The following is a 24,413-nucleotide window of genomic DNA, read 5'->3' on the forward strand; positions in this document are numbered from 1 at the left end:
AGTGCCGGCCGCTGGCCGGCACGCCGTTGAAACGAAGAACCCCCGGTGAGAGCCGGGGGTTCTTCGTTTGGGGGCGTACCCAGGTTCAGGCCTGGGTAACGGCCGCCGCTTCCTCGGTCACGGCCGGCGTTTCCGCCGGAAGCTCGGCTTCCACCGCAGGCTGCGGCAGAGCGCCATGGTCGGGGAACAGGCGGGGCAGCTCAGCCACGAAACGCGCGATGCAGGCCTCGGCGAACTCACGCGACGCCGCCTTGGCCTTCGCATAGTCGTCCGCCTGCCATTCCTGCAGCGGGGCAATCCGTGCTTCGTCCCGGCAGTGCACGCCCTGGCCGCCACTGGCGCTGCGGAACAGCTTGCGCACCACCGGGAAGCCGATGGTTACATCGTGGCGCAGCTCGTAGGGGGTCTCTGCATCGCTGAGCTTCTGGTACACCAGCGACCACTGGCCGGCGCTGGCTTCCACGGTGCGCTCGTCGCTGGGAATGGCGCCGGGGTGGGCCGCGAAATAGAGTGCCAGCTGCTCGCGGATCATGCCGGGCAATGCGCCGAAGGCCGGGCTGGGCACAGAGTTGATGTCCTCGCCACGGACGTTGTTCTTGCTGAAGCTGTTGCTGGTGCCGATGTCACCCACGCCAGTGACGAACGCCAGAGCAGACAGGCCGACCTTGGCCGCGGTGACGGCAGCGGTGTCGGCACGCATCACCAGGCGCAGCACGTGATCGCCCACGCGATTGCCGTTGGGGCCTGCACCCAGTCCGGAAGTGACCTTGATGTGCTGCAGGCTGCTGTAGTCAACAGGAGGTGCCACGGCGGCTGTGACATTCCCGATGCCCGGATCGGCCGCGGTGGGGGCGTGCGCCGCGTCTGGCGCGGTCGCCGCACCCGTTGCTGGATCGAGCGTTGACCCGCTGGTGACTGCGGAATCCACGGCAGGCGTGGGTGTGGGTGCTTCGTCGTTGGCGTAGGCCGACGGCGCCAGCAGCAGGGTGGCCGCGATCGCGGCGGTGAGGCAGGTTGGGCGTAATGCCACGGTAGTACTCCTTGGGGAAACGAAAATGAGGCGCTGTGCGCGCTCTGGTGGTTGATGCCCGGCGAAGGCCGAAGGTAGGGGAGCGATTGCTCAGCGCGGCGCGAACTCCCTGATCGGGAACGCATTGCAATGGGCGATCGCAGCGGCGATGTCGACCGGAGCATCGGCGGCGGCACTGCGGCGACTGTTCACCGTGGCCGCCTCTTCCCACAGGCTGGGCAATACCTGCGGTGCGTCCAGTACGCGTTCGCGCACGGCATCGTGAAGGGCGCTGCTGTAATCGGTAGCCGGTACCACCACGCACAGGCGTGTGCCGGGATTGCTGCTGGCCTGCTGCAGCATCTTCCGCAGTGCCTCGGTGCTGCCCGCGTCGTCGGTCAACCGTTCCGGTGCGCTGCCCTGACGGGCATCCTGGATCTGCAGCTGGCCTGGGCTGAACAGCAGGACCTGCATGTCCTGCCGCGGTTCAATGCGCACCGGCGCACGCGTGCCCTCACAGGTGCTGGGGGTCTTGCGTGCGACCTGTGGCGTCGTGCTGCCATCGGCGTGTACCTGGCGCAGATGCAGGCGGCACATCTTGTCGGCCACTTCCATTTCCACTTCGTAGTCCTGTCCGGGCCTGGCCACGAACTGACCCGACAACTGCCCGTCGCAGTACATGCGGCTTGATGCGTCGAAGCGCGCTTCGACGATCAGCGGCTTGCCGCCGGCGACTTCGTACTCCTGGTAGCTGAGCATGGAGAACCGCTCGTTCTCCTTGCTGCGCAGGGTTTCCGTGGCGGGGATGCCGAGCACGCCCTTGTCACCGGCGTTGTTGTACTTGACGTCGATCCTGTCGCGGTAGTCCTCGCGGCAGGCGGCGTCGGTGTACAGGGTGGTGGTCCGCCCCAGGCTGGCATAGATGCGCACCCGTGCCGGCGGCACGGCACCGCCTGCGTAGGCCGTGAGATCTTCAGCAGCAAGCGGGCGAGGGTACATCGCCGGAATTCGCTTGATGAGCTGCTCGGTGCACTTCATCGTGATCACCTGGGCGGCAATCTTGAGCCTGGCGTAGTCATTGGCCTGCCACTCGCCCAGGGTCGCCCGGTCGTCGCTGTCACTGCATCTGATGATTTCAGCCAGGGTGCCATCGGCACGGCGTTGCTCGATGGTGCTGACGTGGTTGAGGCGGTAAAGGGGATCCTTCCGCGTGTTGCCCTGGTGCACCAGCGCCCAGGTGTCTGCACTGAAACGCAGGGTGCTGCTCTGGTTGGGCAGCGCGTCAGGCGCATAGCTGAAGTAGCCACCCACCAGCGCCCTGGCTACGTTGGGCATCAGCGTGGTGGCGGGGCTGGCCTGGCTCTCGACGATGCTGCCGGGCAGGGTGTTGCGCCGGAAGTAGTCCGGCTCATTGCCGCTGAAGAGCAGTGCGAGGCCCTTTGGCGTGAGCGACTCGCTGTCATCGGGGGTGACGATGCGCAACGCCACGTCGGGTGCGTGGAGGCGCTTCGATGCGGTATCCGGACCACTCTGGATGTGGACGCGATCGGTCCAGGCGGTGCCCTTCGCGACGGGGGCGGCGGGAAGGCCCGGGGTGGCCTGCGGCGGTGCCGGCACGCCGGCAGCGGTAGCTGCCAGCGGAGCCAGCAGAGCGGCCGCCAGCAGTGACGGTTGGTAACGGAAGAGACGCAGGGCCATGGTCAAACTCCTTGGAAAACACGACAGCCGTGCCGGCCCTTCCGGGGCCGGCATCTGAAAGAGGAAATCAGGCGGTGCGATGCCGCGGACGATCAGCCGCGGGCGAGCGCCAACAGTCGTTCGGCGATCCGTTCCAATGGCACCTGTTCTTCGGCCGCTCCCAGTTTGAAGGCAGCGCCGGGCATGCCCCAGACCACGCTGGTGGCTTCATCCTGGACCAGCGTCGGCGCGCCGGCCTGGCGCATTTCCAGCAGGCCGCGCGCGCCATCGTCACCCATGCCGGTGAGGATGGCGCCGATGGCGTTGCCGCCCGCGCTCTGCGCGACCGAACGGAACAGCACGTCCACCGCGGGCTTGTGACGGTTCACCGCAGGGCCATCATCGACGCGGCAGCGCCAGCGCGCACCGTCGCGGATGATCCGCAGGTGCTTGCCGCCCGGTGGCAGGTAGGCATGGCCAGGCAGCACTGCCTCGCCGTCGCTGGCCTCACGCACGGCCATCGCGGAATGCCGGTCCAGGCGTTCGGCGAAGGCGCTGCTGAAGCTGGCAGGCAGGTGCTGGGTCATCACCACGGCAGGCGCATCGGCCGGCATGCCTTCCAGCACCACGCGCAGCGCCTCGGTGCCGCCGGCCGAAGAACCAATCGCGATCAGGCGGTCGGTGGTGCGGAACTGCGGTGCAGCCGGGCGCATTGCAGGAGCTGCTTCCAGCAGGAGTTTCGGAGCGGCAGCACGCACCAGCGGGCGCACCCGCGAGCGCGCCGCCATCTTCACCTTGGCGATGATCTCGTCGGCGTAGCCCTGCAGGCCGCGTGCGACGTCCAGCTTGGGCTTGGAGACGAAGTCCACGGCGCCCAGTGCCAGTGCCTGCAGCGTGGTATCGGCGCCGCGCTCGGTCAACGAGGAAATCATCACCACAGGCAGTGGGTGCAGCCGCATCAGGTTTTCCAGGAAGGCGAGGCCGTCCATGCGTGGCATTTCCACGTCCAGCGTGATCACGTCCGGGGCCAGACGCTTGATCTTCTCGCGCGCCAGCAGCGGGTCGGCAGCGGTGCCGACCACGTCGATGGCCGGATCGCTGGACAGGATTTCCGTGAGCATCTGGCGCACGACGGCGGAGTCGTCGACGATCAGGACCCGGCAGGGGGCGTTGCCGGTCAGGGTCATTCGAACAACTCCACGCCACCGGTGACCGGGGCCTTGGACAGGCGCGCACGCACTGCCGATTCGGTGGCAGCCACTTCGGCTTCGTGGGCATGCGGCAGGCGCTGCACCACCACGCGGCCGGTGTCGGCGAAGAACCAGATCTTGCGCGGATGGATGCCGCACAGGTCCTCGGCGATGATCGGAATATGCTCGGCCTGCAGGTACTGGCGCACGAACTCGGCGTTACGGGTACCGACCGGATTGCTGGTGAAGCCCTTCAGTACGTTGGCGCCGCCGAACACCTTGGCCTCGATGCGCTTGCGGTGCGCGCCGCGCTTGAGCATGTCGTTGATCAGCAGTTCCATCGCATAGCTGCCGTAACGCGCGGGCGCGCCGTCGCCAGCGTTGCCCTCCGGCAGCAGGAAGTGGTTCATGCCGCCGATCTTCAGCACCGGGTCGCGCAGGCAGGCGGCCACGCACGAACCCAGGGTGGTGGTCAGCGCGGTGGTGTCATCGACCACCAGGTACTGGGTGGGCAGCAGCTTGGCGGCAAGGGTCTGGAAGCGCGCATCCTGGTAGCGCATCACGTCGTCGGTACGCAGTGAGGCGTTCATGCGCCGGCCTTTGCCGCGCGGCGGTACAGGGTGCGCCCGCAGGGCTGGATCAGGTCGGCGGCGTGCAGGTAGTTCTCCGAGTGTCCGGTGTAGAGCAGGCCATCGTCGGCCAGGTGCTGCACCAGGCGGCCGAGGATGGCGCGCTGGGTCGGCTTGTCGAAGTAGATCATCACATTGCGGCAGAACAGCGCGTCGAACGGGCCGCCGACGTCGTAGCGCGGGGCGAGCAGGTTCAGTGGACGGAACTCGATCAGCTCGCGCAGCGCCGGCAGCACGCGGCACTGGCCCTCGTTGGGACCGCTGCCACGCTGGAAGTAGCGGCGGCGCAGGTCCGGGTCGAGATTGGCGACACGGTCAATGTTGTAGACGCCGCGGCCGGCGGTGGCCAGTACCTGGGTATCGACGTCGGTAGCGACGATGCGCACCGGCGGCTTCAGCGTACCGAAGGCTTCGCAGGCGGTGATCGCCATCGAATAGGGTTCCTCACCGGTGGACGCCGCGCACGACCACAGCAGCAGCGGCGAACGGCTGGAACGCTGCTGCAGCTCTTCGCGCAGCTTGTCGAAGTGGTGCGGCTCGCGGAAGAACGAGGTCAGGTTGGTGGTCAGTGCGTTGGTGAAGGCCTGCCACTCGTCACCGTCTTCCTGCTCAAGATGGTCCAGGTACTGCTGGAAGCTGCGCATGCCCAGCGTGCGCAGGCGGCGCGACAGGCGGCCATAGACCATGTCGCGCTTGGCCGGTGCGAGGGCGATGCCCACGCGCTGGTAGATCAGGTCGCAGACGCGGCGGAAATCACGGTCGGCGAACTCGAACTCGCGCGGGCCGGTGACGATGGGAGTAGGACTTTGCACGGGGGACGTGTCCATCGGCAGAGGCGGCGGCCGAAGCCGCCGCGGGTGGGTCTCAGAATTCCTGCCAGTCGCTGTCGCTGGCGGCGAAGGTGCTGGCGTTGCTGCTGCGACGTACCGGCGTGGGCGTGCTGGTCGGCTGCGGACGTGCCACGGTGGTGATGCGCGCCGGTTCCACGCGTTCGGCGACAGCCTTCACCGCGGCCGAGACCTGGTTGTCGAGGCGGAAGATCGCCACGGCGTCGGCCAGCTGCGCGGCCTGGTCTTCCATCGCACGTGCGGCGGCGGTGGCTTCTTCCACCAGTGCAGCATTCTGCTGGGTGGTCTCGTCCATCTGCACCACGGTCTGGTTGACCTGCTCGATGCCGGCCGACTGTTCCTGCGAGGCGGCGGAGATCTCGGCCATGATGTCGGTCACGCGCTGCACCGAGGCGACGATCTCGCCCATGGTGCTGCCGGCCTGGTGCACCAGGCTGGAGCCTTCGGCGACCTTGCCGACCGAATCATCGATCAGGCCCTTGATCTCCTTGGCCGCCGCAGCCGAACGCTGGGCGAGCGTACGCACTTCGCTGGCGACCACGGCGAAACCGCGGCCCTGCTCGCCGGCACGCGCGGCTTCCACTGCGGCGTTCAGCGCCAGGATGTTGGTCTGGAACGCGATGCCGTCGATGACGCTGATGATCTCGGCGATCTTCTTCGACGAGGCTTCGATGGCCGACATGGTGGTGACCACCTGGCCGACCACCTCGCCGCCCTGCGAAGCGACACCGTGCGCGCCGATGGCGAGCTGGTTGGCCTGGCGGGCGTGCTCGGCGTTCTGGCGCACGGTGGAGGTCAGTTCCTCCATCGAGGCGGCGGTCTCTTCCAGGTTGGCGGCCTGCTGCTCGGTACGGCGCGACAGGTCGCTGTTGCCGGACGCGATCTCGCCAGCGGCGAGGGTGATGCTGGAGGCACTGGCCTGGATCTGGCCAACGATCTGGGTCAGCTGCGTAACGGTGGTGTTGGCGTCGTCGCGCATGCGTGCGAACACGCCCTGATAGTCGCCGTGCATGCGTGCGGTCAGGTCGCCTTCGGCGATGGCCGACAGCAACTGCGAGAGCTTGCCGAGGTTGTCATCGCTGACCGCCATCATTGCGTTGAGGTTTTCCAGCATCAGGCGGAAATCGTGATCAAAGCGCTGCGCATCACCGCGCTGGCTGAAGTCGCCGGCGGCAGCGGCACTGGCCAGCTGCTTGATCTCGGCATTGATGCGGCCGAGGTTGGCCTTGACGGTGTCGACGGTGGTGGTCATCGCCGCCTTTTCGCCGGGGTAGCGGGCGATGTCGCGGCTCAGGTCGCCGACTGCGTACTGCTGTACCACGTCCAGCACGTCATGCAGGGTCTGCACATGGCTGCCGACCAGGGTGTTGGTCTCCTGCACCATCAGCCCGTACTCGCCGGGGAAGACACTGGCGTCGATGCGATAACTCAGTTCGCCGGCATCGTGACGGCGGGCCATTTCGCGCTGGCGGCCGATGACCGCATGCAGCTGCTGCTGCATGCCGGACATGGCCTCCAGCAGGCGACCGGGTTCGTCATGCGGCTGCGGGCCGATATGGCTGTCCAGCTTGCCATTGGCGATGCCTTCGGCGACGGCAGTAGCCTGCTTCAGCGGGCGCGCGATACGGTTGCCGATGACCCAGCTCAGGGCCAGCACGATCAGCACCAGCACACCACCGGAGATCGCCATGATGGCGGTGAACACCAGCGCCTGCCGCTGCACGTCGTCCATGTAGACGCCGCTGCTGACCACCCAGTTCCACGGCGCGAACAGGCCGGCGTAGGCGACCTTCTCGACCTCGCCCTTGCTGCCCGGCTTGGCCCATCGATAGTTGACGAAGCCACCGCCGGCCTTGGCCGCTTCGACCTGGTCGTAATAGATGCGCACGCCGTCGTCGGTGCGGAAGTCCTTCATGTCCTTGCCGACCAGGTCCTTGCGGAACGGGTGCATCAGCAGGCGGTAGCCGGTGTCGTAGATGTTGAAGTAGTACGTATCGTTCTCGGCGCGCATCACTTCCAGGGCCTGCAACGCGGCGCTCTTCGCGGCGTCCTCGCTGAGTTCGCCGGTGCCGGCCAGGCGGTGGTAGTGCTGGAGGATGCCGTAGCTGAGTTCGACCTGGGTCTTCAGCGCGGTCTTGCGGGTCTCGGTGAGGTCCAGGTACTGCATGCGGGCGGCGATCACCGAGAGCGCGATCACGCCGAGCGCGATGAGCAGCGTCAGCAGGTTGAGCTTGCGCCGGACGGAGAGATTGCTGAAGTAGTGTTGCCAGCGATGCAGGAGATTCATCGAGCAGGACCAAGTCGAAACGGGCGGGCGGCGCCGAGCCGGTCAGCGGCGGGATACGCCGTGACAACCCCGTTATCGGCCGCTGGGGCGGGGGATTGAGGTGCGGTGTCCGAACGTATTCAGGTTTTCTTGCAGCGGCGGCTGCGGCGCTGCCTGCGGCAGGCTTCTGAGGCAACGGCAACGGCAACGGCAACAGCATCAGCAACAGCAACAGCAACAGCAACAGCAACAGCGGTGGGTCGGCGCTGGATTGTCAGTAAGTGGCTGGGCCGGGGTGGGCAGGCAGGACGCGCCGTAAATCCGTTCGTGGGGGCTCGATGGCGCCATCCATGGCGCCAACGGTCCTGCCTACCCACCCCGGCCCAGCCCTCTCGGCATTTCGGTGTCGGACGGAAAGAGCGTTGGGTTTCCAAGTGGAAAGAGGGGTCAGATCCGTTTTCCTGCGGAAAACGGATCTGACCCCGGAAGTGACCTGGCTTTTGTTTTTTGCTCTTCTTTCTTCAATCCGGGGTGGACGCGCACGGAAACTGTCCGTGGCCGGGAGGGTGGGTTGCGCAGGGGCGTGAGCCGCATGGATGCGGCGACCGAGCTTACATGGACGTACTTGCAGCGGCCCCTGCGCAGCCCACCCTCGCGGCCAACCCTCAGTAACCCAGCGCTTCGACCGACCATCCCGAGGGGCTTCGCCGTTGGCTGGATATCCAGATACCCCGTAAACAAAAACGCCCCAGCGCAGGGCCAGGGCGTTCTCGTGCGTCAGGTCAGGCAGGCCTCAGAACTCCTGCCAGTCTCCGTCGGCCAGTTCGGTGGCCATCGGGCGACCACCCGCCGTGCGGCGGGCCGGCGGGGCAGCCGGGGACGGGGCAGCCGGTGCAGCGGCGCGCGGCGCCGGGGCGGTGACGCGCGGGGCGGCGACGACCTCGGCTTCGTCCACCACGAAGATCGACACCGCTTCGCTGAGCTGACCAGCCTGTTCTTCCATCGCACGCGCGGCAGCAGTGGCTTCTTCCACCAGCGCGGCATTCTGCTGGGTGGTTTCGTCCATCTGCACCACGGTCTGGTTGACCTGCTCGATGCCGGCGCTCTGTTCCTGCGAAGCGGCGGAGATCTCGGCCATGATGTCGGTCACGCGCTGCACCGAGGCGACGATCTCGCCCATGGTCGCGCCGGCCTTGTGCACCAGCGCCGAGCCGTCGTTGACCTTGCCGACCGAATCGTCGATCAGGCCCTTGATCTCCTTGGCGGCAGCGGCCGAACGCTGGGCGAGGGTACGCACTTCGCTGGCGACCACGGCGAAACCACGGCCCTGTTCACCGGCACGCGCGGCTTCCACTGCGGCGTTCAGCGCCAGGATGTTGGTCTGGAAAGCGATGCCGTCGATGACGCTGATGATCTCGGCGATCTTCTTCGACGAGGCTTCGATGGCGGACATGGTGGTGACCACCTGGCCGACCACCTCGCCGCCCTGCGAAGCGACGCCGTGCGCGCCGATGGCGAGCTGGTTGGCCTGGCGGGCGTGCTCGGCGTTCTGGCGCACGGTGGAGGTCAGTTCCTCCATCGAGGCGGCGGTCTCTTCCAGGTTGGCGGCCTGCTGCTCGGTACGGCGCGACAGGTCACTGTTGCCCGAGGCGATCTCACCGGCGGCCGAGCTGATCGCGCGGCTGGACTGCTTGATGCGGGTGACGATTTCACTCAGCTGCGCGGCGGTGGCGTTGGCGTCGTCGCGCATGCGGGCGAACACGCCCTGGTAGTCGCCGTGCATGCGCACGGTCAGGTCACCCTGCGACAGCGCGGCAAGCAGGCCGGAGATCTGTTCGATGCTGCCGGCGTTGGCGTCCAGCAGGCCGTTGATCTGCTGGGCCAGCTGCAGGAAGAAGCCTTCCTTGTCGCTGGCGTCGATGCGGCCGGACAGGTCGCCGGCGGCGGCCTGGGCGATCACGCGCGCCACTTCGGCTTCGACCAGTGCTTCCTGGGTGCGGTCGCGCCATTCCACCACGTAGCCGACGGTGTCGCCGCCTTCGTTGCGGATGGTCGACACCACCTGCGCGAACTGGGCATCGCCGTACTGCATCGGGCGACGGGCGACGCCGTGGGCCTTCAGGTTGCCCAACAGCGTCTGGTCCATCTCGCCGCGGTGTTCCAGCACGGTGACCGGCTTGCCGATCAACGAGGCCTGGGCGTCGAAGTCCGGCAGGTCGCGGCGGACTTCATCCTGGTACTGGCTGAGGGTCTGCTGCAGGGCGCGGTTGCTGTAGACGATGGTGTTGCTGGTATCGGTCAGGTAGACACCGGTCGAGCTGTAGTCCAGCGCGGTGCGGATGCGCAGGTTCTCGCGGGCAACGGCCTGGTCGGTTTCGATGCGTTCGCGCAGGTCGCGCTGCATCCGCTGCATGGCCTGCATCAGTTCGCCCACTTCATCCTGGCGGCTGACGTCGATGTGGCCATCGAGCTTGCCACCGGCCACGTCGTTGGCAACCGACACGGCGCCACGCACGCTGCCGACCAGGGCGCGCGCGAACAGCCAGACCAGCACCAGGCCGAGCGCGGCGCCGCCCAGCAGGGCGATCACGGTCAGCACGGCGGAGGCGGAATAGGTGGACGCGGCCTCTTCGCGCGAGGCGCGGGCGAGGCGGTTGTCTTCGGCGATCAGCGCTTCCAGCGCGGATGCAGCCTTGCGGTGCTTGGTGCGGGTCTCGCCCACGAAGGTATCGATGGCATCGTCCGGCAGGTCCAGCTCCAGCATCTCGGTGACGCTGTCGTAGGAGGCCAGGGCGTCCTTCCATTCCTTGGCGAAGGTATCGAACAGCTTCTTCTGCTGCGCGTTGTCGACCAGCTTCGGGTATTCCTTGATCGACGTGTCCATGCTGGTGCGCAGGTCGACGGCCTGCTTGCGCGCGTCGGACTTGACGTCATCGCTGGCGCGGATCAGCTGCTGGTAGGCAGCATTGCGGTACTCGCCCAGCATGCCGCGCATCTCGCCGGCCATGCGGATGCTTTCCATGCGCGAACCCGCCAACTCGGTGGTGACGTTGTTCAGCGAATGCAGTCCGCGATAGGCGACGATGCCCTGCAGCAGCATCACCAGCAGGAGGACGCCGAAGGTCAACAGCAGCTTCGGCATCAGTTTCAGGTTGTTGATCCACGGCATGGGCGTTGCGATCTCCTAAGGCAGACGCGTCCGGGCGTCGGGCCCGGTTGCAGCAGAAACCACGCCGGCACAAGCTCCGGCGTGGTTCGACGGACAGCGGATTACTTGATGTTGGCCAGCTTCAGGCCCGCCGGCGAGCTGACTTCGATTTCCGCGCGCGAGGCGTCGCGCTGGATCTTGCCGATCACGCACACGGTCTTGCCTTCCAGGGTTTCCAGCGGGAAGGAGAACTTGCCGCGGTTCTCGCCGGCGATGCGGGCCGAGAAGGTGTGGCGCGGGAAGGCACCGCCCATGTACAGGAAGGTCGGCTGGCCTTCGGAACCTTCGGCGTAGCGGGCCTTTTCGACCTTGCCACAGACCATGCCGTCCTTGCCGACCGAACGCGGGGCCAGTTCCGGCGGGATCATGTCGGCCGCCTGGGCGAACGCGGAGGAAGCGGTGGTGGCCAGGACAGCGGCCGAAACGAACGCAAGCAGGGACTTCATCGAGGTGTATCTCCGGGGATGGTGATGGTCGTTCCGGTTCCGCGCGCTCCTGCGCGACCGGCTTCTGTCCCCCTATCGGCACTGCTGGGGGGAACTGAAGGGTTTTGTGACCAGAACGTGAAGCAGGTCCGATGGATCAGGCGGCAGCGTCTTCGGCGAGGGAGGCCTGGCCCATGTCGGCGCTGTCGAGCAGGGTCTCGATGTCCAGCAGGATCAGCATGCGGTCGTCGTGGGTGCCGATGCCGGAGATGAAGCGGGTGTCGACTGCAGCGCCGAACTCCGGGGTCGGGCGGATCTGCTCGGCCGACAGCGGGATCACGTCCGACACGCTGTCGACCACGATGCCGACCACGCGGTCTTCGACGTTGAGCACGATCATCACGGTGAAAGCGTCGTAGCGGGCGTTGTCCAGGCGCAGCTTCAAGCGCAGGTCGATGACCGGCACGATGGTGCCGCGCAGGTTGATCACACCCTTGATGTAGTCCGGGGCGTCCGGCACGCGGGTGACCGCATCGTAGCCACGGATCTCCTGCACCTTGAGGATGTCCACGCCGTAGTGCTCGGCGCCGAGGGTGAAGCTGAGGAATTCGCCACCGGCGCTGGCGGCGGAGCTGGTCTTGTCGTTCATCGAGGGGTCCTGGTTCTGCCGGAAGTCCCGGTGTCAGGCTCGATATCGGCCCCGCGTGGGGGGACTTTAGGTGCCGGGGGAGAGGCATCCACGCATGGCGGGGATCTACCGCGGCGCGGCCGGCACGCGCATATGGCGTGGATCCGCCGAAGATCGGTAGTGCCGGCCGCTGGCCGGCGACGGCATCATGCGGGTTGCCGGCCGCCGGCCGGCACGAACGGTCGAACGGGCCTCAGAGCTCGCCGTTGCGGCGCGCCTTGCGCTGGCGGTCGATGCGGAAGATGTAGCGCTGGATGGCGCTGTCGCCGCCGCGCGGCAGGCTGTCAAAGCGCATTCCCACGCGCTTGACCTCGATGCCATTGGGCTGTCGCTGTGGCAGCAGGTTGCAGACCACCAGTTCGATGTCCAGGTCGGGGCCATCGGGCAGCGACAGCTGCGCCGGGTAGCGCTTCTGCAGGCCGAATACGGCGCAGTCGTTGGGAACCACTACGGCCAGGCCGCCACCGCTGATGTCCACCACCCGCATCGACAGCGCTTCGGCACGTGCTTCGCCGGGTGGCAGCAGCAGATGCGGCGAGTCGGTGACCGGGGTCTCCAGCCGGTACAGCTCACGGCGCTGCAGATGCACCAGTTCGTCCGGCAACGGGGCGCGGAAGGCGACGTGGCCATCGTTGTCCACGCGCTGCAGTTCGTGCAGGCGGAACCGCACAAGGACACGTTCAAGCTGGGCGAAGCAGAGCAGGTGGTCGGCCTGCTCGGCGGCACGGTTCGATGCCTCCTGCGGGCTGCCGTCGAGCAGCAGGTAGTCTTCGTCCTCGTCGAGATCAAGCAGGGCGGTCGGGAAGGAACGATCCCGGCCGTCGATATGCGCGTTGATCAGTGATCGCTGGTCGATCAGCGAGCGCAGCAGCTGCCGCAGCTGGCGGGGGTTGCGGACCAGGAAGCGTTCGTCCGCGGCGTCGGCCGCGTGGACATCATGCAGTTCAGTGTCGTGGCCGTCGGACATGGAGTCTGTGATCAGGGGCGGGCGCCAGCACGCGTTGGCGCAGGCTCGATGGGGATATCGGCCTCTTCATTGGATTATGAAGTGAGATTTGCATCACTTTCCATGCATAAGGGGTCAGATCCCTTTCCGGTGGGAAAGGGATCTGACCCCGTGGCCCGCCACGCTGGTGCATCCACCCCATGGGCGGATGCTTTCTGCGTGGGGTCAGAACTCCTGCCAATCACCCTCGGCAGCCAGCGCCGGCTGGGCGGCCGACGCCCGCAGCGGCCGTGTCGGTGCTGCCTTGGTGACGGGCAGGGCGGCCGCGACCTGACGTGGCTGCGGTGCATTGGCCAACCGTGCCGGCGCAGCGGCGACGCCCTGCGATGCCAGCCGGAAGCGCGCGACGGCTTCGCCCAGCTGCACGGCCTGGTCTTCCATGGCGCGTGCCGCAGCAGTCGCTTCCTCCACCAGCGCGGCGTTCTGCTGGGTGGTCTCGTCCATCTGCACCACGGTCTGGTTGACCTGCTCGATGCCGGCCGACTGTTCCTGCGAAGCGGCGGAGATCTCGGCCATGATGTCGGTCACGCGCTGCACCGAGGCGACGATCTCGCCCATGGTGCTGCCGGCCTGGTGGACCAGGCTGGAGCCTTCGGCGACCTTGCCGACCGAATCATCGATCAGGCCCTTGATTTCCTTGGCCGCCGCAGCCGAACGCTGGGCGAGCGTACGCACTTCGCTGGCGACCACGGCGAAACCACGGCCCTGCTCGCCGGCACGCGCGGCTTCCACTGCGGCGTTCAGCGCCAGGATGTTGGTCTGGAACGCGATGCCGTCGATGACAGAGATGATCTCGGCGATCTTCTTCGACGAGGCTTCGATGGCCGACATGGTGGTGACCACCTGGCCGACCACCTCGCCGCCCTGCGAAGCGACGCCATGCGCGCCGATGGCGAGCTGGTTGGCCTGGCGGGCGTGCTCGGCGTTCTGGCGCACGGTGGAGGTCAGTTCCTCCATCGAGGCGGCGGTCTCTTCCAGGTTGGCGGCCTGCTGCTCGGTACGGCGCGACAGGTCGCTGTTGCCGGACGCGATCTCGCCAGCGGCCAAGGTGATGCTGGAGGCACTGGCCTGGATCTGGCCGACGATCTGGGTCAGCTGTGCGACGGTGGTGTTGGCGTCGTCACGCATGCGCGCGAACACGCCGTTGAACTGGCCGTCCATGCGTGCGGTCAGGTCGCCGGCGGCGATCGACTGCAGCAGCTGCGAGAGCTGGCCGAGGTTGCCGTCGGCCACCTGCATCATGCTGTTGAGCTGCTCGATCATCACGCGGAAATCGTGATCGAAACGCTGCGCATCGCCGCGCTGGCTGAAGTCGCCGGCGGCGGCGGCCGAGGCCAGCTGCTGGATCTGCGTGTTGATGGCCAGCAGGCTGGCCTTGGCCGCGTCCATCGACTCGTGCAGGATCGCGCGGCTGCCGGGCAGGCGGCGGGCGTCCGGGGCGAGGTTGCCGGTGGCGTACTGGTTGAGTACTTCAATGGCATCGACGATCGCATCGAGGTGTTCGAAGATCACCGTGTTGATGCCGCTGGCCAGCTGGCCATACACACCCGGGAAATCCTCCGGGATGCGGTGGCTGATGTCCGGCCCAGCGTGCATCTGTGCCATCAACTGGGTCTGCTCGCTGAAGCGGCGCAGCATTGCGGTCATCTCGGCGGTGGCGGCCAGCATCTTGCCGGCTTCGTCCTTGCTGGTGGCCTGGGTGCTGACGCTGAGGTCGCCGCGGGCAACCGCCTGGATGGCATGCACGGCCTTGCCCAGCGGGCCAGTGACGGCGCGCGAGATGACGGTGGCCAGTGCGGCGGCCACCAACGAAAGCAGCACGATGCAGCTGATGATCGCGATCATGCTGTTGCGATGGGTGGCGTTGGCGTCGGCGATCTTGCCGTCCATCTGGCCGGCGATGTGGGTGCCCAGGGCCTTCATCGCAGCGAACAGGTCGCGACGCGCCGGGCGCGACTGCTCGTCGGAGATCTGCTGGGCCCGAGCGCCATCACCGGCGGCCACGGCGTCGCGCATCGCCTTGTTGGCGGCGAAGTAGCGGTCCAGCTGTGCGCTGGCCGCGCGATAGAGTTCACGCTCCTTGGCCAGCGCCGGCAGCGCCGAGTACGCGGCCAGCTCGTCATGCACGGCCTTGGCGGTGTCGTCCATGCGCTTGTTGTAGTCGGCGACCTTCTCCGGCTGGTCGAGCATGCTCAGCTGTGCAAGTTCATAGGTGCGGAATTCTCCCAGCTGCGAGCGCGCCTCGCCCAGGTGCTGGACCGAGGGGATGTCGTTGCCAGCCATCTCGCGCAACTGCGCGTTGGCTTCGCTCAGGCGCAGCAGTGCGAAGGCGCCGAGGATCAGGGTCATCAAGGTGGTGAGGGTGAACCCCACGGCCAGCTTGCGGGCGATGGGCAGATCTTGGAACCACTTCATGCAGGGTGCTCCAGGTGGGCAGAGTGCCGGCGTCTGTGCGCCGGTTCGGGAGTGGTTGCAGAGCGAACGGGGGTGCCCGGTGGGGTTCGGTGACGACCGTCATTGCGAAATAACGGCGCCGTTCGCGTGGACTTTATGGACGCAGATCACATTCGGTTGCGTAGGGATGACAGCGCGAAAGCGTTGCAGCGGCGTGCTTTCGCTTGGATGAAGTAGTTGCGCCCGCAACCATCATGGCGACGGAGTTCACAGAAGGGATGGGGTCAGAGCTCTTTCCTGCGGAAAGGAATGCGCCCCCCTTGGCAGAGCGCGCACAAACAAAAACCGCCGCCCCGAAGGGCGGCGGTCCAGTACACGCATGCAGCGTGGATCAGGCGGCCTGCGGCATCCGCAACGAGCGCACCAGTCCGCCGATGTCGACGATCAACGCGACGCGGCCGTCGCCAAGGATGGTGGCACCGGACACCCCGCCGATACGGCGGTAGTTGTTCTCGATGTTCTTCACCACCACCTGCTGCTGGCCGACCAGTTCATCCACTTCCAGTGCGATCTTCTGGCCATCGCCTTCGACCACGACCACCAGCGATTCACTGCCCGGCGCGCGGTTGCCGTAGCCGTAGTACTCGCTCAGCGAGAGGATCGGCAGGTACTCGCCACGTACGCGCAGCACGCGGCCTTCGCCGGCCATGCTGCGGATGTCCTCGGCCTGCGGCTGCAACGCCTCAAGCACATAGGCCAGCGGCAGGATCAGGGTTTCGCCGGCAACCGCCACGGTCATGCCGTCGAGGATGGCCAGGGTCAGCGGCAGGCGGATCAGCGTGCGGGTGCCAGTACCCAGGCTGCTTTCGATCTGGACCTCACCGCCCAGTGCCTGGATGTTGCGGCGAACCACGTCCATGCCGACGCCACGCCCGGACAGGTCGGTGACCGCATCGGCAGTGGAGAAGCCTGGCTGGAAGATCAGGTCCCAGACCTGCGAATCGGTCGGGTTGTCCGGTACGGCCAGGCCGCGTTCGGTGGCCTTGGCCAGGATCTTGGCGCGATCCAGGCCGCGGCCGTCGTCGCTCACTTCAATGACGATATGGCCGCCCTGGTGCGAAGCGGCCAGGGTGATCGTGCCGGTTTCGTCCTTGCCCGCGCCGCGACGCACGTCGGGCATTTCCAGGCCGTGGTCGATCGAGTTGCGCACCAGGTGCACCAGTGGATCGGCGATCTTCTCGATCAGCCCCTTGTCCAGCTCGGTGCCCTCGCCGACGGTGCGCAGGCGCACCTGCTTGCCGAGGCGGCTGGACAGGTCGCGGACCAGGCGCGGGAAGCGGCGGAACACCGCGTCGACCGGCAGCATGCGCACGCCGATCACCGCTTCCTGCAGATCGCGAGTGTTGCGTTCCAGCTGGTCCAGGCCGGCGAACAGGCTCTCGGCGTGGACCGGGTCCAGCGCGTGCGAGACCTGCTTGAGCATGGCCTGGGTGATGACCAGTTCGCCGACGAGGTTGATCAGCGCATCGACCTTGTCGACGCTGACGCGGATCGACGTTTCGGCTTCCTGGGTGGCAGCACCGCCGGCGGCAGGCGCAGCAGGCGCTGCCGGCACGACGGCAGCAGGTGTGGAAGGGGATGCAGCAACGGGCGCCTGGGTTGCCAGGCTCGGCGGCGCTGCCGGACGGATGTCCAGCTCGCAGTCGTCCAGTACCCAGGCGAAGGTGTCTTCGATCTTGCTGCGCGGCACCTTGCCGACCAGGCCCAGGTCCCACGCCAGGTGGGCCTCGAGCGGGTCGAGCTGGGCGAACCCCGGCAGGCGTTCCATGCGCGCGGCCACCTGCAGCGAGCCGAGGTGTTCCAGTTCGCGGATGATGCGCAACGGGTCGTTGCCGCTCATGAACAGCGAGGGCGCCGGAGTGAACCCGATCTGCCAGGCTTCCGGCGTATCGTCCACCTTGGCTGCGGTAGCGGCCGGCGCGCTTGGTGCGGCCTGGCCGGAGAGAACGGCTTCGAGGCGCGCCTTCACTGCGGCGACCGCAGCGGGGTCTGCGGCCTGGCCATGTTCGGCTTCGCGCAGCAGGGCGCGCAGTACATCCACCGAGGACAGCATGGCATCGACGGCATGGCCTTCCAGGGCCCGCTTGCCGGCACGCAGCTCATCGAGCAGCGTTTCCAGCACGTGGGTCAGGCCGGCGATGGCATCGAAGCCGAAGGTGCCGGCGCCGCCCTTGATCGAGTGGGCGGCGCGGAACACCGAATTGATGATCTCCGCGTCCTGCTGCCCCGATTCCAGGGCCAGCAGGCCAGCCTCCATCGCGTCGAGGCCTTCGCGGCTCTCCTCGAAGAAGGTGGCGTGGAAGCGTTGCAGGTCCATGCTCATGGCAGTGGTGGTCCGGAAGCGAAGAAGGGGAGCGGTGCGGGGCGATCAGCCCAGCACTTTCTGCACGGTGGCGACCAGCTGTTCCGGATTGAACGGCTTGACCAGCCAACCGGTGGCACCGGCGGCCTTGCCTTCGGACTTCTTGTCGGCGGCCGATTCGGTGGTCAGCATCAGCAGCGGGGTGAACTTGTAGTCCGGCAGCTGGCGCAGTTCGCGGATCAGCGCGATGCCGTCCATGTTCGGCATGTTGACGTCGGTGACCACCGCGTTGAAGCGCTGGCCCTTGGCGCGACCCAGCGCGACCGCGCCGTCTTCGGCTTCTTCGACGGCAAAACCGGCCGAGGTGAGGGCGAAGGAAACCATCTGGCGCATCGACGCCGAATCGTCCACCACCAAGATACGTGCGCTCATGCAGCGTTCTCCACAGATTTCAGGTTGTCATGGGTTACGTCCAGGCCCAGGGCCTGGGTGACGCCCAGCAGGCGTGCGGCGTCACGGAAGGTTGCGGTGCAACCGTGGAAGCCGGTGCCCAGGCCTGCATCGCGGCGGGCCTGCACGAATGCACACAGCACCTGCACGGCGGCCGTGTGGATGCGGGCGACCTGGCTTGCATCCAGGGTCAGCTCGCCTGCCTGCGCCACCAGCGGGGCGAGGCGGTTCTTGAGCTCGGTGCTGCTCTCGATGCCGAGATCCTCACCCAGTTCGACAGTGCTCATCGTTGCTCCGGACAAACGGTTCCGTGATCCATAACGGCACCCCGGCGGGGTTCTTTAGAGGAATCGACGCGGTGCGTCGATGCGGTCGCAGCTGAAAAGGGGACGGCGGGGATCAAGTCGCAAGCGACCTGGCTCTACTGCAGCCCCCTCGGCAACGGCGACCGCGCAGTGGGGACGCAAGGTGTTGATCCAACGGATCAACTCCTTGCGTCCCCGACAGGCACCGCTTCGGCGCAAAGCGCCGAGCCACTTGCGACTTAATCCCCTCCGTCCCCTTTTTTCCAGATCAACTCAGCAGCCGTGTGGCGTCCAGCAGGATCATCGGGCGCTGGCTGACCCGGGCGACGCCGCGGAACAGATCATTGGAGATCTGGCAGATGCGGGCGGTATCCGGGGGTTCGATCTGTGAATCGGTGAGGTTGGCGACATCTTCCACTGCCGACACGCGCAGGCCGATGGTCTCGCCGTCCTCTTCCAGCACCACGATGCGGGTCTGGGCATCGTCTTCTGCCGCTGCGGCGCCGAGGTGCAGGCCGAGGTCCATCACCGGCACCACCTGGCCACGCAGGTTCATGATCCCGAGCATCGCCGGTGCCGTGCCACGCAACGGCAGCAGTGGCACCGGCAACACCACTTCCTGCACTTTCAGCAGTTCCAGCGCATAGGCCTGGGTCCCGCAGCGCAGGCGCAGCCAGCGCGAGGTGCGCTCGCCGGCGCGGCGGTTCTGCGGGTGCGGGCTGCTGGCGGGCTGGTGCGCCTGCGCCTGCAGCTCCTGCCAGGTACCGGGACGGTTGGTGGCCGGGGCATCCAGGGCAACGCGGGGCGGCGGCGCGGCGGCAGCACGCGCGACCGGGGCGGGCGCGGGTGCAGCGCGCGGTGCCGGGGGCGCAACCACGGCCGGTGGCGGCGTGGGGACATCCTCGCCACCCGCAGCGGCTTCGAACGCAGCCTGCAGACCGGGGCTGTCAGTGTGGGCGAGCTGATGGCTGTCGGCCGCGTCGGTCTCGTAGATCACTTCGTCGGGCAGGTCGTCCCAGGTGGGCTCCGGGCCGGCCTGGGCCGGGGTCGTCTCGTGGATCACCTCGTCAGGCAGGTCATCCCAGGTCGGTTCGCGCTCGGGAGCGGCGACCGGCATTGCGGCGGCCTCGAAGGCGGCTTCCAGTGCTGCCTCGTCCTGTGCCGGGGCAGCGGCAACAGTGCCCGTCTCATAGATCACTTCGGCGGGCAGATCGTCCCAGGTGGGTTCGCGCTCGGCCGTTGTGGCCGCCTCGAAGGCGGCTTCGAGCGCGGCGTTGTCCACGGCAGGCCCCGCGGCAACGGTGTCGGTTTCGTAGATCACCTCGGCCGGCAGGTCATCCCAGGTCGGCTCGCGTTCCGGTTCCGATGTGCTGTCCGGAGCCGGGGCGGCGCTGTCCGGCGTTGGCAGCACGACGGCCGCCGGGGCGATCGCTTCGCCCAGCAGTTCGTCCAGGTAGTCGTCCAGTACGCCGGTGCTGTTCATGCGGCCTGCTCCAGGGCACGGGCATCCTCAACGAGGATCCAGTTCAGTGCGCGGCGATAGGCGGCCAGGCCGCGGCCCGGGTAGTCCTCACCAACGCTGGGCAGGGTCAGGCCTGCGGCATTGCTGATGCGGGTGTCGATCGGGATGGCGTCTTCCCACACGCGGGTGCCATGGCGATCCTGCATCGTGCGCAGCGACTCGTTGCCGGCGCGGGTGCGGCGGTCGAACAGGGTCGGCAGGATCGAGATCGGCAGCGGGCGGCGGCGCGAGCGCTCGACCATCTCGCCGGTGCGGACCATGCCGTCCAGGCCATGCAGGGCCAGCGGCTCGGCCTGGGTGGGAATGATCAGGCGGTCGGCAGCGGCCAGTGCGTTGATCATCAACAGGCCAAGGGTGGGGGCACAGTCCAGCAGGATGTAGTCGTGCTGGCCCTGGTGACGCGCCAGTGCGTTCTGCAGGGCCAGGCCGAGGCCGGGCTGGTTGGCGCTGCGGCGCTCCAGCGTGGCCAGCGCCGACTGCGCGCAGACGTAGTCCAGGCCGTGGATGCTGCTGGCATGGCACAGGCTGGAAAGATCGGCCGGCGGGGCGCCGAACAGTTCCAGCACGCCCGCCGGCGGCGGATCCACCGGCACGCCGAAGGCGCGGCTGAGCGAGGCATGCGGATCGAGGTCGATCAGCAGCACGCGATGGCCAAGCGCGGCCAGGCCGCGGCCGAGGGCGAGGGTGGTGGTGGTCTTGCCGACTCCGCCCTTCTGGTTGGCGACTGCCCAGATGCGCATCGGTTTACTCCTTCATTGCCGGGGGAACGGCGGCGCCGACGCGGCTGCCAGCCGGCACCGGCGGCAACTTCACCGGTGCGATGGGGGAGGTGGGGGCGGTAGCCGGAGTTGCGGCGGCTTGTTCGGTGGTGTTGTCGTCGACGGCGCCGGTGGCCGCATTGAGGCGCTGGCCAAGCGGATCCACCGAATGCGAGGTGTCGGCCAGAATGATGACCATCACCCGGCGGTTGCGGTTGCGCCCCTGCGCGCTGTCGTTCTCTTCGCGCGGACGGAACTGGCCATAGCCAACCATCGCCAGCCGTGATGGCTGCACGCCCTGGTCGGCGAACAGGTGCACCACGCTGGCGGCGCGTCCGGCCGACAGTTCCCAGTTCGAAGGGAAGGTGGCGGTGGCGATCGGCACGTTGTCGGTATGGCCTTCCACGCGCACGCTGTTGGGCACGTCGCGCAGCACCTCGGCCAGGCTGGCCAGCGTCTGCCGTGCATGCACGTCCAGCGCGGCCGAGCCGGTGGGGAACAGGATGTCGCTGTTGATCTCCACTTCGATCCACAACTCGGTGCGGCGCACGCTGATCATGCCGCGGTCGATCAGCGGTGCCAGCGCGGCGGTGAGGCGGTCGGCGATGCTGTTGAGCTGGCGCTCGGCACGGGCGATCTGTTCCTGGTTGTGCACGGAGACCGGCATGCGCATCTGCGAGGCCATCGACGGCAGCAGGGTCGGGTCGTGCGACGGCGCGGGCGCGGAGGGGCCGATCTTGGTGCCGGACTTGATCACCGAGGGGCTGTCCCAGCCGCCACCCTGCACCTGCTTGTTACCCACCTGCACCGGATTGATGGTGCGCGGTGCGCCGCCGAAGGCATCGGTGAGCGCGTCGGCCATGATCCGGTACTTGCCCTCGTTGACCGAGGAGATCGCGTACATGACCACGAAGAAGGCGAGCAGCAACGTCATCAGGTCGGCATAGGGGATCGCCCATGCTTCATGGTTGGCGTGCTCTTCGTGGTGCTTGCGGCGGGCCATGTCAGTGCAGGAAGCCGGAGAGGTTGGTTTCGATGTTGCGCGGGTTCTCGCCCTGGGCGATCGAAATCAGGCCTTCAATGACCATTTCGCGGTCGCGGGTGTTGTGCGAGATCACGCTCTTGAGCTTGGCGGCGATCGGCAGGAACAGCAGGTTGGCCGAGGCGATGCCGTAGATGGTGGCGGTGAACGCGGCGGCGATGCCGTGGCCGAGTTTGCTCGGGTCGGCCAGGTTCTTCATCACCGCGATCAGGCCGAGAACGGCACCGATGATGCCGAGCGTGGGCGCGTAGATGCCCATCGCTTCGAAGACCTTGGCGCCGGCCTGGTCCTGGTGCTCCTGGCTGCCCAGTTCGATCTCCAGCATGTGACGCATCGATTCGGGTTCAACGCCGTCCACCAGCAGCTGCAGGCCCTTGCGCAGGAACGGGTCCTGCTGCGCTTCCACCTGCGATTCCAGGCCCAGCAGGCCCTGGCGGCGGGCGATGTTGCTCCACTCGACGATCTGCTGGATCAGTTCGCGGCGATCGCTGTGCGGCGGGCGCACGACCCAGCGCACGATCTTGAACGCATGCTTGAACACCGCCGGCGAGGTGTGAAGCAGGATCGCGGCAACGGTACCGACGATGACGATCACGAACGCCGCAGGCGACCACAACGACGCCAGGCCAGCGCCCTTGAGGATGCTGCCACCGACCAGCGAGGCCAGGGCGAGAAAGAGTCCAATGAGGCTGAGTCTATCCATGGTTCCGGTATCGGCTTGTATGAATGGGACTTGAGACACCGGGAGAATGCGTACAGACGGTAGTCACAGTTTTCGGGTCGCCGGGCCATGCCCGGCGGCGTTCAGCGTATGCCGTCCACGTCCAGGATCAGTGCCATGCGACCATCGCCGATCAACGTTGCACCGGCATAACCGCGCAGGCCGCGCAGGGCTTTTGGCAGTGGCTTGATGACCACTTCCTCGCGCCCGCGCACCTGGTCCACGACCAGGCCGAAGCGCGCTTCGCCGGCCTGCAGCACCACGATGGTCAGCAGGGTTGACGCGGCCGGCGTCACATCCAGCCACTGGCGCAGGTCGACCAGCGGCAGGGTGTGCGAGCGGCGATCAAGCACGGCGCGGCCATCGAACCAGCCCAGCGAGGTGCGCGGCGCGTGCAGCACTTCCATCACGCGTGCCAGCGGTAGCGCGTAGACGTCCTCGCCGGCCTGCACCAGCAGGGTCGGCAGGATCGCGAGGGTGAGCGGCACGCGGATCAGGAAGCGGCTGCCACGACCCAGTTCCGACTGGATCTGGATCTGGCCGCTCAGTTCGCGGATGCGCGACTGCACCACGTCCATGCCGACGCCACGGCCGGAGATGTCGGTGACCTGCTGCTTGGTCGAGAAGCCGGGCAGGAACACCAGGTGCAGGCATTCCTCGCTGCTCAGGCGGGCGGCGGCTTCCGGATCGATCAGGCCTTTCTCACGCGCCTTCGCGCGCAGCTTCTCCGGGTCGATGCCGGCGCCATCGTCCTGCACCTCGATGCTGACGTAGTCGCCTTCCTGCTGCGCCGACAGGCGTACATGGCCCATCCGCGGCTTGCCTTGTGCTTCGCGCAGGTCGGGCATTTCCACGCCATGGTCGATGGCGTTGCGGACCAGGTGCACCAGCGGATCGGCCAGTGCTTCGACCAGGTTGCGGTCGAGTTCGGTTTCGGCGCCGACCAGCTCCAGGTCCACTTCCTTCTTCAGCGAGCGGGCGACGTCGCGGGCGACCTTGGGGAAGCGCGAGAACACCTTGCCCACCGGCTGCATGCGGGTACGCATCACCGCCGACTGCAGGCGGGCAGTGGCGATGTCCAGCGTCGATACGGCGCGGTCCAGCTCCTCGTCGCGCAGGCGTGCACGCAGGGTCTTCAGGCGGTTGCGGGAAAGCACCAGTTCGCCGATCAGGTTGACGATCGCATCCAGGCGCTTGGTGTCCACGCGCACGGTGTGCTCGGCCTCGGCCATCGGCTTGGGCGCCGGCTTGGCGGCGGGCGCCGGTACGGGCGCTGGGCGCGGTGCAGCGGCAGGTGCCGCCGCGACGGTGGCAGCAGGCTTCGCGCCTGGCGCAGCGCCGCCGTGCAGCTGGTCCAGCAGCGCTTCGAACTCGTCTTCGCTGATCAGGCCGTCGTCGGCCTTCCTGGCCGGCGCGACCGCGGTCGGTGCGTTGCCGCCATGCAGCTGGTCGAGCAGGGCCTCGAATTCGTCGTCGGTGATCAGGTCGCTGCCAGCTGCCGCAGGGGCGGCCGCAGCGACCGGCGCGGCAGTGCCACCGTTCATGTCGAACTGCGCGATCAGGTCCGGCGGCGCATAGCCTGGCTCGGTGCCGGAGGACACGGCGTCCAGCATCGACTGCAGGTAGTCCAGCGATTGCTGGGCGGCGTCGAAGTGGTGGGCCTGCAGCACCGCCTGCCCGGCACGCGCGATGCCCAGGGCCTCTTCAGCGGCGTGGCACAGTTCGACCATCGCGGTAACGCCAAGGAAGCCGGCACCGCCCTTGAGCGTGTGGTATCCACGGAACACGGCGTTGAGCTGCTCGGTGTCCTGCGGTGCCTGCTCCAGCGACACCAGCTGTTCGCCCAGGCGATCCAGGATTTCCTGTGCCTCGATGATGAAATCGGCAGTGATGTCGTCGGATACCGCGCTCAT

19 protein-coding genes are annotated in these 24,413 nt (G+C 67.3%); all 19 read right to left on the reverse strand.

Annotation, left to right across the window (positions count from 1 at the left end; genetic code table 11):
- Positions 1-85: 85 nt before the first annotated feature.
- The gene (locus ACSYAO_RS09595) at positions 86-1,030 is read right to left on the reverse strand and encodes a hypothetical protein (protein WP_076739011.1); all 945 of its coding nucleotides are present in this window, start codon (positions 1,028-1,030) and stop codon (positions 86-88) included.
- 90 nt (positions 1,031-1,120) lie between these two features.
- Complete coding sequence (locus tag ACSYAO_RS09600) at positions 1,121-2,707, reverse strand: hypothetical protein (protein WP_005409509.1); 1,587 nt, start codon at positions 2,705-2,707, stop codon at positions 1,121-1,123.
- A gap of 92 nt (positions 2,708-2,799) precedes the next feature.
- Positions 2,800-3,873: a protein-glutamate methylesterase/protein-glutamine glutaminase gene (locus ACSYAO_RS09605; RefSeq protein WP_005409510.1), complete on the reverse strand. Its 1,074-nt coding sequence runs from the start codon at positions 3,871-3,873 to the stop codon at positions 2,800-2,802.
- Positions 3,870-4,466, reverse strand: coding sequence for a chemoreceptor glutamine deamidase CheD (cheD, locus tag ACSYAO_RS09610; RefSeq protein ID WP_005409511.1), 597 nt, complete (start codon positions 4,464-4,466; stop codon positions 3,870-3,872). The genes ACSYAO_RS09605 and cheD overlap by 4 nt, the downstream gene beginning before the upstream one ends.
- Positions 4,463-5,332: a CheR family methyltransferase gene (locus ACSYAO_RS09615; protein ID WP_005409512.1), complete on the reverse strand. Its 870-nt coding sequence runs from the start codon at positions 5,330-5,332 to the stop codon at positions 4,463-4,465. Before ACSYAO_RS09615 ends, cheD begins: the two co-directional genes overlap by 4 nt.
- Positions 5,333-5,369: 37 nt before the next feature.
- Positions 5,370-7,640 (reverse strand): methyl-accepting chemotaxis protein, encoded by a 2,271-nt coding sequence (locus ACSYAO_RS09620; protein ID WP_005409513.1) that lies wholly within the window; start codon positions 7,638-7,640, stop codon positions 5,370-5,372.
- Positions 7,641-8,412: 772 nt separating this feature from the next.
- On the reverse strand, positions 8,413-10,788 hold the full coding sequence (locus ACSYAO_RS09625; protein ID WP_024957771.1) for a methyl-accepting chemotaxis protein: 2,376 nt from the start codon (positions 10,786-10,788) through the stop codon (positions 8,413-8,415).
- Between the two features lie 101 nt (positions 10,789-10,889).
- Positions 10,890-11,273: a hypothetical protein gene (locus ACSYAO_RS09630; protein WP_005409515.1), complete on the reverse strand. Its 384-nt coding sequence runs from the start codon at positions 11,271-11,273 to the stop codon at positions 10,890-10,892.
- A 136-nt stretch (positions 11,274-11,409) separates the two neighbouring features.
- The gene (locus ACSYAO_RS09635; protein ID WP_005409516.1) at positions 11,410-11,901 is read right to left on the reverse strand and encodes a chemotaxis protein CheW; all 492 of its coding nucleotides are present in this window, start codon (positions 11,899-11,901) and stop codon (positions 11,410-11,412) included.
- Positions 11,902-12,133: 232 nt separating this feature from the next.
- Positions 12,134-12,907, reverse strand: a complete 774-nt coding sequence (locus tag ACSYAO_RS09640; RefSeq protein ID WP_005413239.1) for a flagellar brake protein — start codon at positions 12,905-12,907, stop codon at positions 12,134-12,136.
- Positions 12,908-13,111: 204 nt separating this feature from the next.
- Positions 13,112-15,361, reverse strand: coding sequence for a methyl-accepting chemotaxis protein (locus ACSYAO_RS09645; RefSeq protein WP_005413240.1), 2,250 nt, complete (start codon positions 15,359-15,361; stop codon positions 13,112-13,114).
- 370 nt (positions 15,362-15,731) lie between these two features.
- The gene (locus ACSYAO_RS09650; RefSeq protein WP_012480093.1) at positions 15,732-17,723 is read right to left on the reverse strand and encodes a chemotaxis protein CheA; all 1,992 of its coding nucleotides are present in this window, start codon (positions 17,721-17,723) and stop codon (positions 15,732-15,734) included.
- A gap of 45 nt (positions 17,724-17,768) precedes the next feature.
- The gene (locus tag ACSYAO_RS09655; RefSeq protein ID WP_005409521.1) at positions 17,769-18,134 is read right to left on the reverse strand and encodes a response regulator; all 366 of its coding nucleotides are present in this window, start codon (positions 18,132-18,134) and stop codon (positions 17,769-17,771) included.
- Entirely contained in the window at positions 18,131-18,439 is a 309-nt protein-coding gene (locus ACSYAO_RS09660) for an STAS domain-containing protein (protein ID WP_012480094.1), read from the reverse strand. Before ACSYAO_RS09660 ends, ACSYAO_RS09655 begins: the two co-directional genes overlap by 4 nt.
- 286 nt (positions 18,440-18,725) lie before the next feature.
- Positions 18,726-19,940: a chemotaxis protein CheW gene (locus ACSYAO_RS09665; protein ID WP_012480095.1), complete on the reverse strand. Its 1,215-nt coding sequence runs from the start codon at positions 19,938-19,940 to the stop codon at positions 18,726-18,728.
- Positions 19,937-20,719 carry a ParA family protein gene (locus ACSYAO_RS09670; protein WP_012480096.1) on the reverse strand — a complete coding sequence of 261 codons (783 nt, stop codon included), beginning with the start codon at positions 20,717-20,719 and terminating at the stop codon, positions 19,937-19,939. The genes ACSYAO_RS09665 and ACSYAO_RS09670 overlap by 4 nt, the downstream gene beginning before the upstream one ends.
- A 4-nt stretch (positions 20,720-20,723) precedes the next feature.
- A complete protein-coding gene (gene motD / locus ACSYAO_RS09675) occupies positions 20,724-21,740 on the reverse strand; it encodes a flagellar motor protein MotD (RefSeq protein WP_012480097.1) in 1,017 nt (338 codons plus the stop codon).
- A 1-nt stretch (position 21,741) separates the two neighbouring features.
- On the reverse strand, positions 21,742-22,482 hold the full coding sequence (locus ACSYAO_RS09680) for a flagellar motor protein (protein ID WP_005409527.1): 741 nt from the start codon (positions 22,480-22,482) through the stop codon (positions 21,742-21,744).
- Between the two features lie 101 nt (positions 22,483-22,583).
- Positions 22,584-24,413 carry a chemotaxis protein CheA gene (locus tag ACSYAO_RS09685; protein WP_012480098.1) on the reverse strand — a complete coding sequence of 610 codons (1,830 nt, stop codon included), beginning with the start codon at positions 24,411-24,413 and terminating at the stop codon, positions 22,584-22,586.

The sequence above is a fragment of the Stenotrophomonas sp. STK16_22 genome (assembly GCF_051984505.1).
In the GTDB taxonomy this organism is placed as follows: domain Bacteria; phylum Pseudomonadota; class Gammaproteobacteria; order Xanthomonadales; family Xanthomonadaceae; genus Stenotrophomonas; species Stenotrophomonas maltophilia_A.

What these genes read in the sequence shown, in the direction of transcription:
- ACSYAO_RS09645 (WP_005413240.1), bottom strand. Translation starts at nt 15,361, where the DNA reads ATGAAGTGGTTCCAAGATCTGCCCATCGCCCGCAAGCTGGCCGTGGGG.
- ACSYAO_RS09635 (WP_005409516.1), bottom strand. Translation starts at nt 11,901, where the DNA reads ATGAACGACAAGACCAGCTCCGCCGCCAGCGCCGGTGGCGAATTCCTC.
- ACSYAO_RS09685 (WP_012480098.1), bottom strand. Translation starts at nt 24,413, where the DNA reads ATGAGCGCGGTATCCGACGACATCACTGCCGATTTCATCATCGAGGCA.
- cheD (WP_005409511.1), bottom strand. Translation starts at nt 4,466, where the DNA reads ATGAACGCCTCACTGCGTACCGACGACGTGATGCGCTACCAGGATGCG.
- ACSYAO_RS09605 (WP_005409510.1), bottom strand. Translation starts at nt 3,873, where the DNA reads ATGACCCTGACCGGCAACGCCCCCTGCCGGGTCCTGATCGTCGACGAC.
- ACSYAO_RS09650 (WP_012480093.1), bottom strand. Translation starts at nt 17,723, where the DNA reads ATGAGCATGGACCTGCAACGCTTCCACGCCACCTTCTTCGAGGAGAGC.
- ACSYAO_RS09670 (WP_012480096.1), bottom strand. Translation starts at nt 20,719, where the DNA reads ATGCGCATCTGGGCAGTCGCCAACCAGAAGGGCGGAGTCGGCAAGACC.
- motD (WP_012480097.1), bottom strand. Translation starts at nt 21,740, where the DNA reads ATGGCCCGCCGCAAGCACCACGAAGAGCACGCCAACCATGAAGCATGG.
- ACSYAO_RS09640 (WP_005413239.1), bottom strand. Translation starts at nt 12,907, where the DNA reads ATGTCCGACGGCCACGACACTGAACTGCATGATGTCCACGCGGCCGAC.
- ACSYAO_RS09655 (WP_005409521.1), bottom strand. Translation starts at nt 18,134, where the DNA reads ATGAGCGCACGTATCTTGGTGGTGGACGATTCGGCGTCGATGCGCCAG.
- ACSYAO_RS09665 (WP_012480095.1), bottom strand. Translation starts at nt 19,940, where the DNA reads ATGAACAGCACCGGCGTACTGGACGACTACCTGGACGAACTGCTGGGC.
- ACSYAO_RS09625 (WP_024957771.1), bottom strand. Translation starts at nt 10,788, where the DNA reads ATGCCGTGGATCAACAACCTGAAACTGATGCCGAAGCTGCTGTTGACC.
- ACSYAO_RS09630 (WP_005409515.1), bottom strand. Translation starts at nt 11,273, where the DNA reads ATGAAGTCCCTGCTTGCGTTCGTTTCGGCCGCTGTCCTGGCCACCACC.
- ACSYAO_RS09620 (WP_005409513.1), bottom strand. Translation starts at nt 7,640, where the DNA reads ATGAATCTCCTGCATCGCTGGCAACACTACTTCAGCAATCTCTCCGTC.
- ACSYAO_RS09660 (WP_012480094.1), bottom strand. Translation starts at nt 18,439, where the DNA reads ATGAGCACTGTCGAACTGGGTGAGGATCTCGGCATCGAGAGCAGCACC.
- ACSYAO_RS09680 (WP_005409527.1), bottom strand. Translation starts at nt 22,482, where the DNA reads ATGGATAGACTCAGCCTCATTGGACTCTTTCTCGCCCTGGCCTCGCTG.
- ACSYAO_RS09615 (WP_005409512.1), bottom strand. Translation starts at nt 5,332, where the DNA reads ATGGACACGTCCCCCGTGCAAAGTCCTACTCCCATCGTCACCGGCCCG.
- ACSYAO_RS09600 (WP_005409509.1), bottom strand. Translation starts at nt 2,707, where the DNA reads ATGGCCCTGCGTCTCTTCCGTTACCAACCGTCACTGCTGGCGGCCGCT.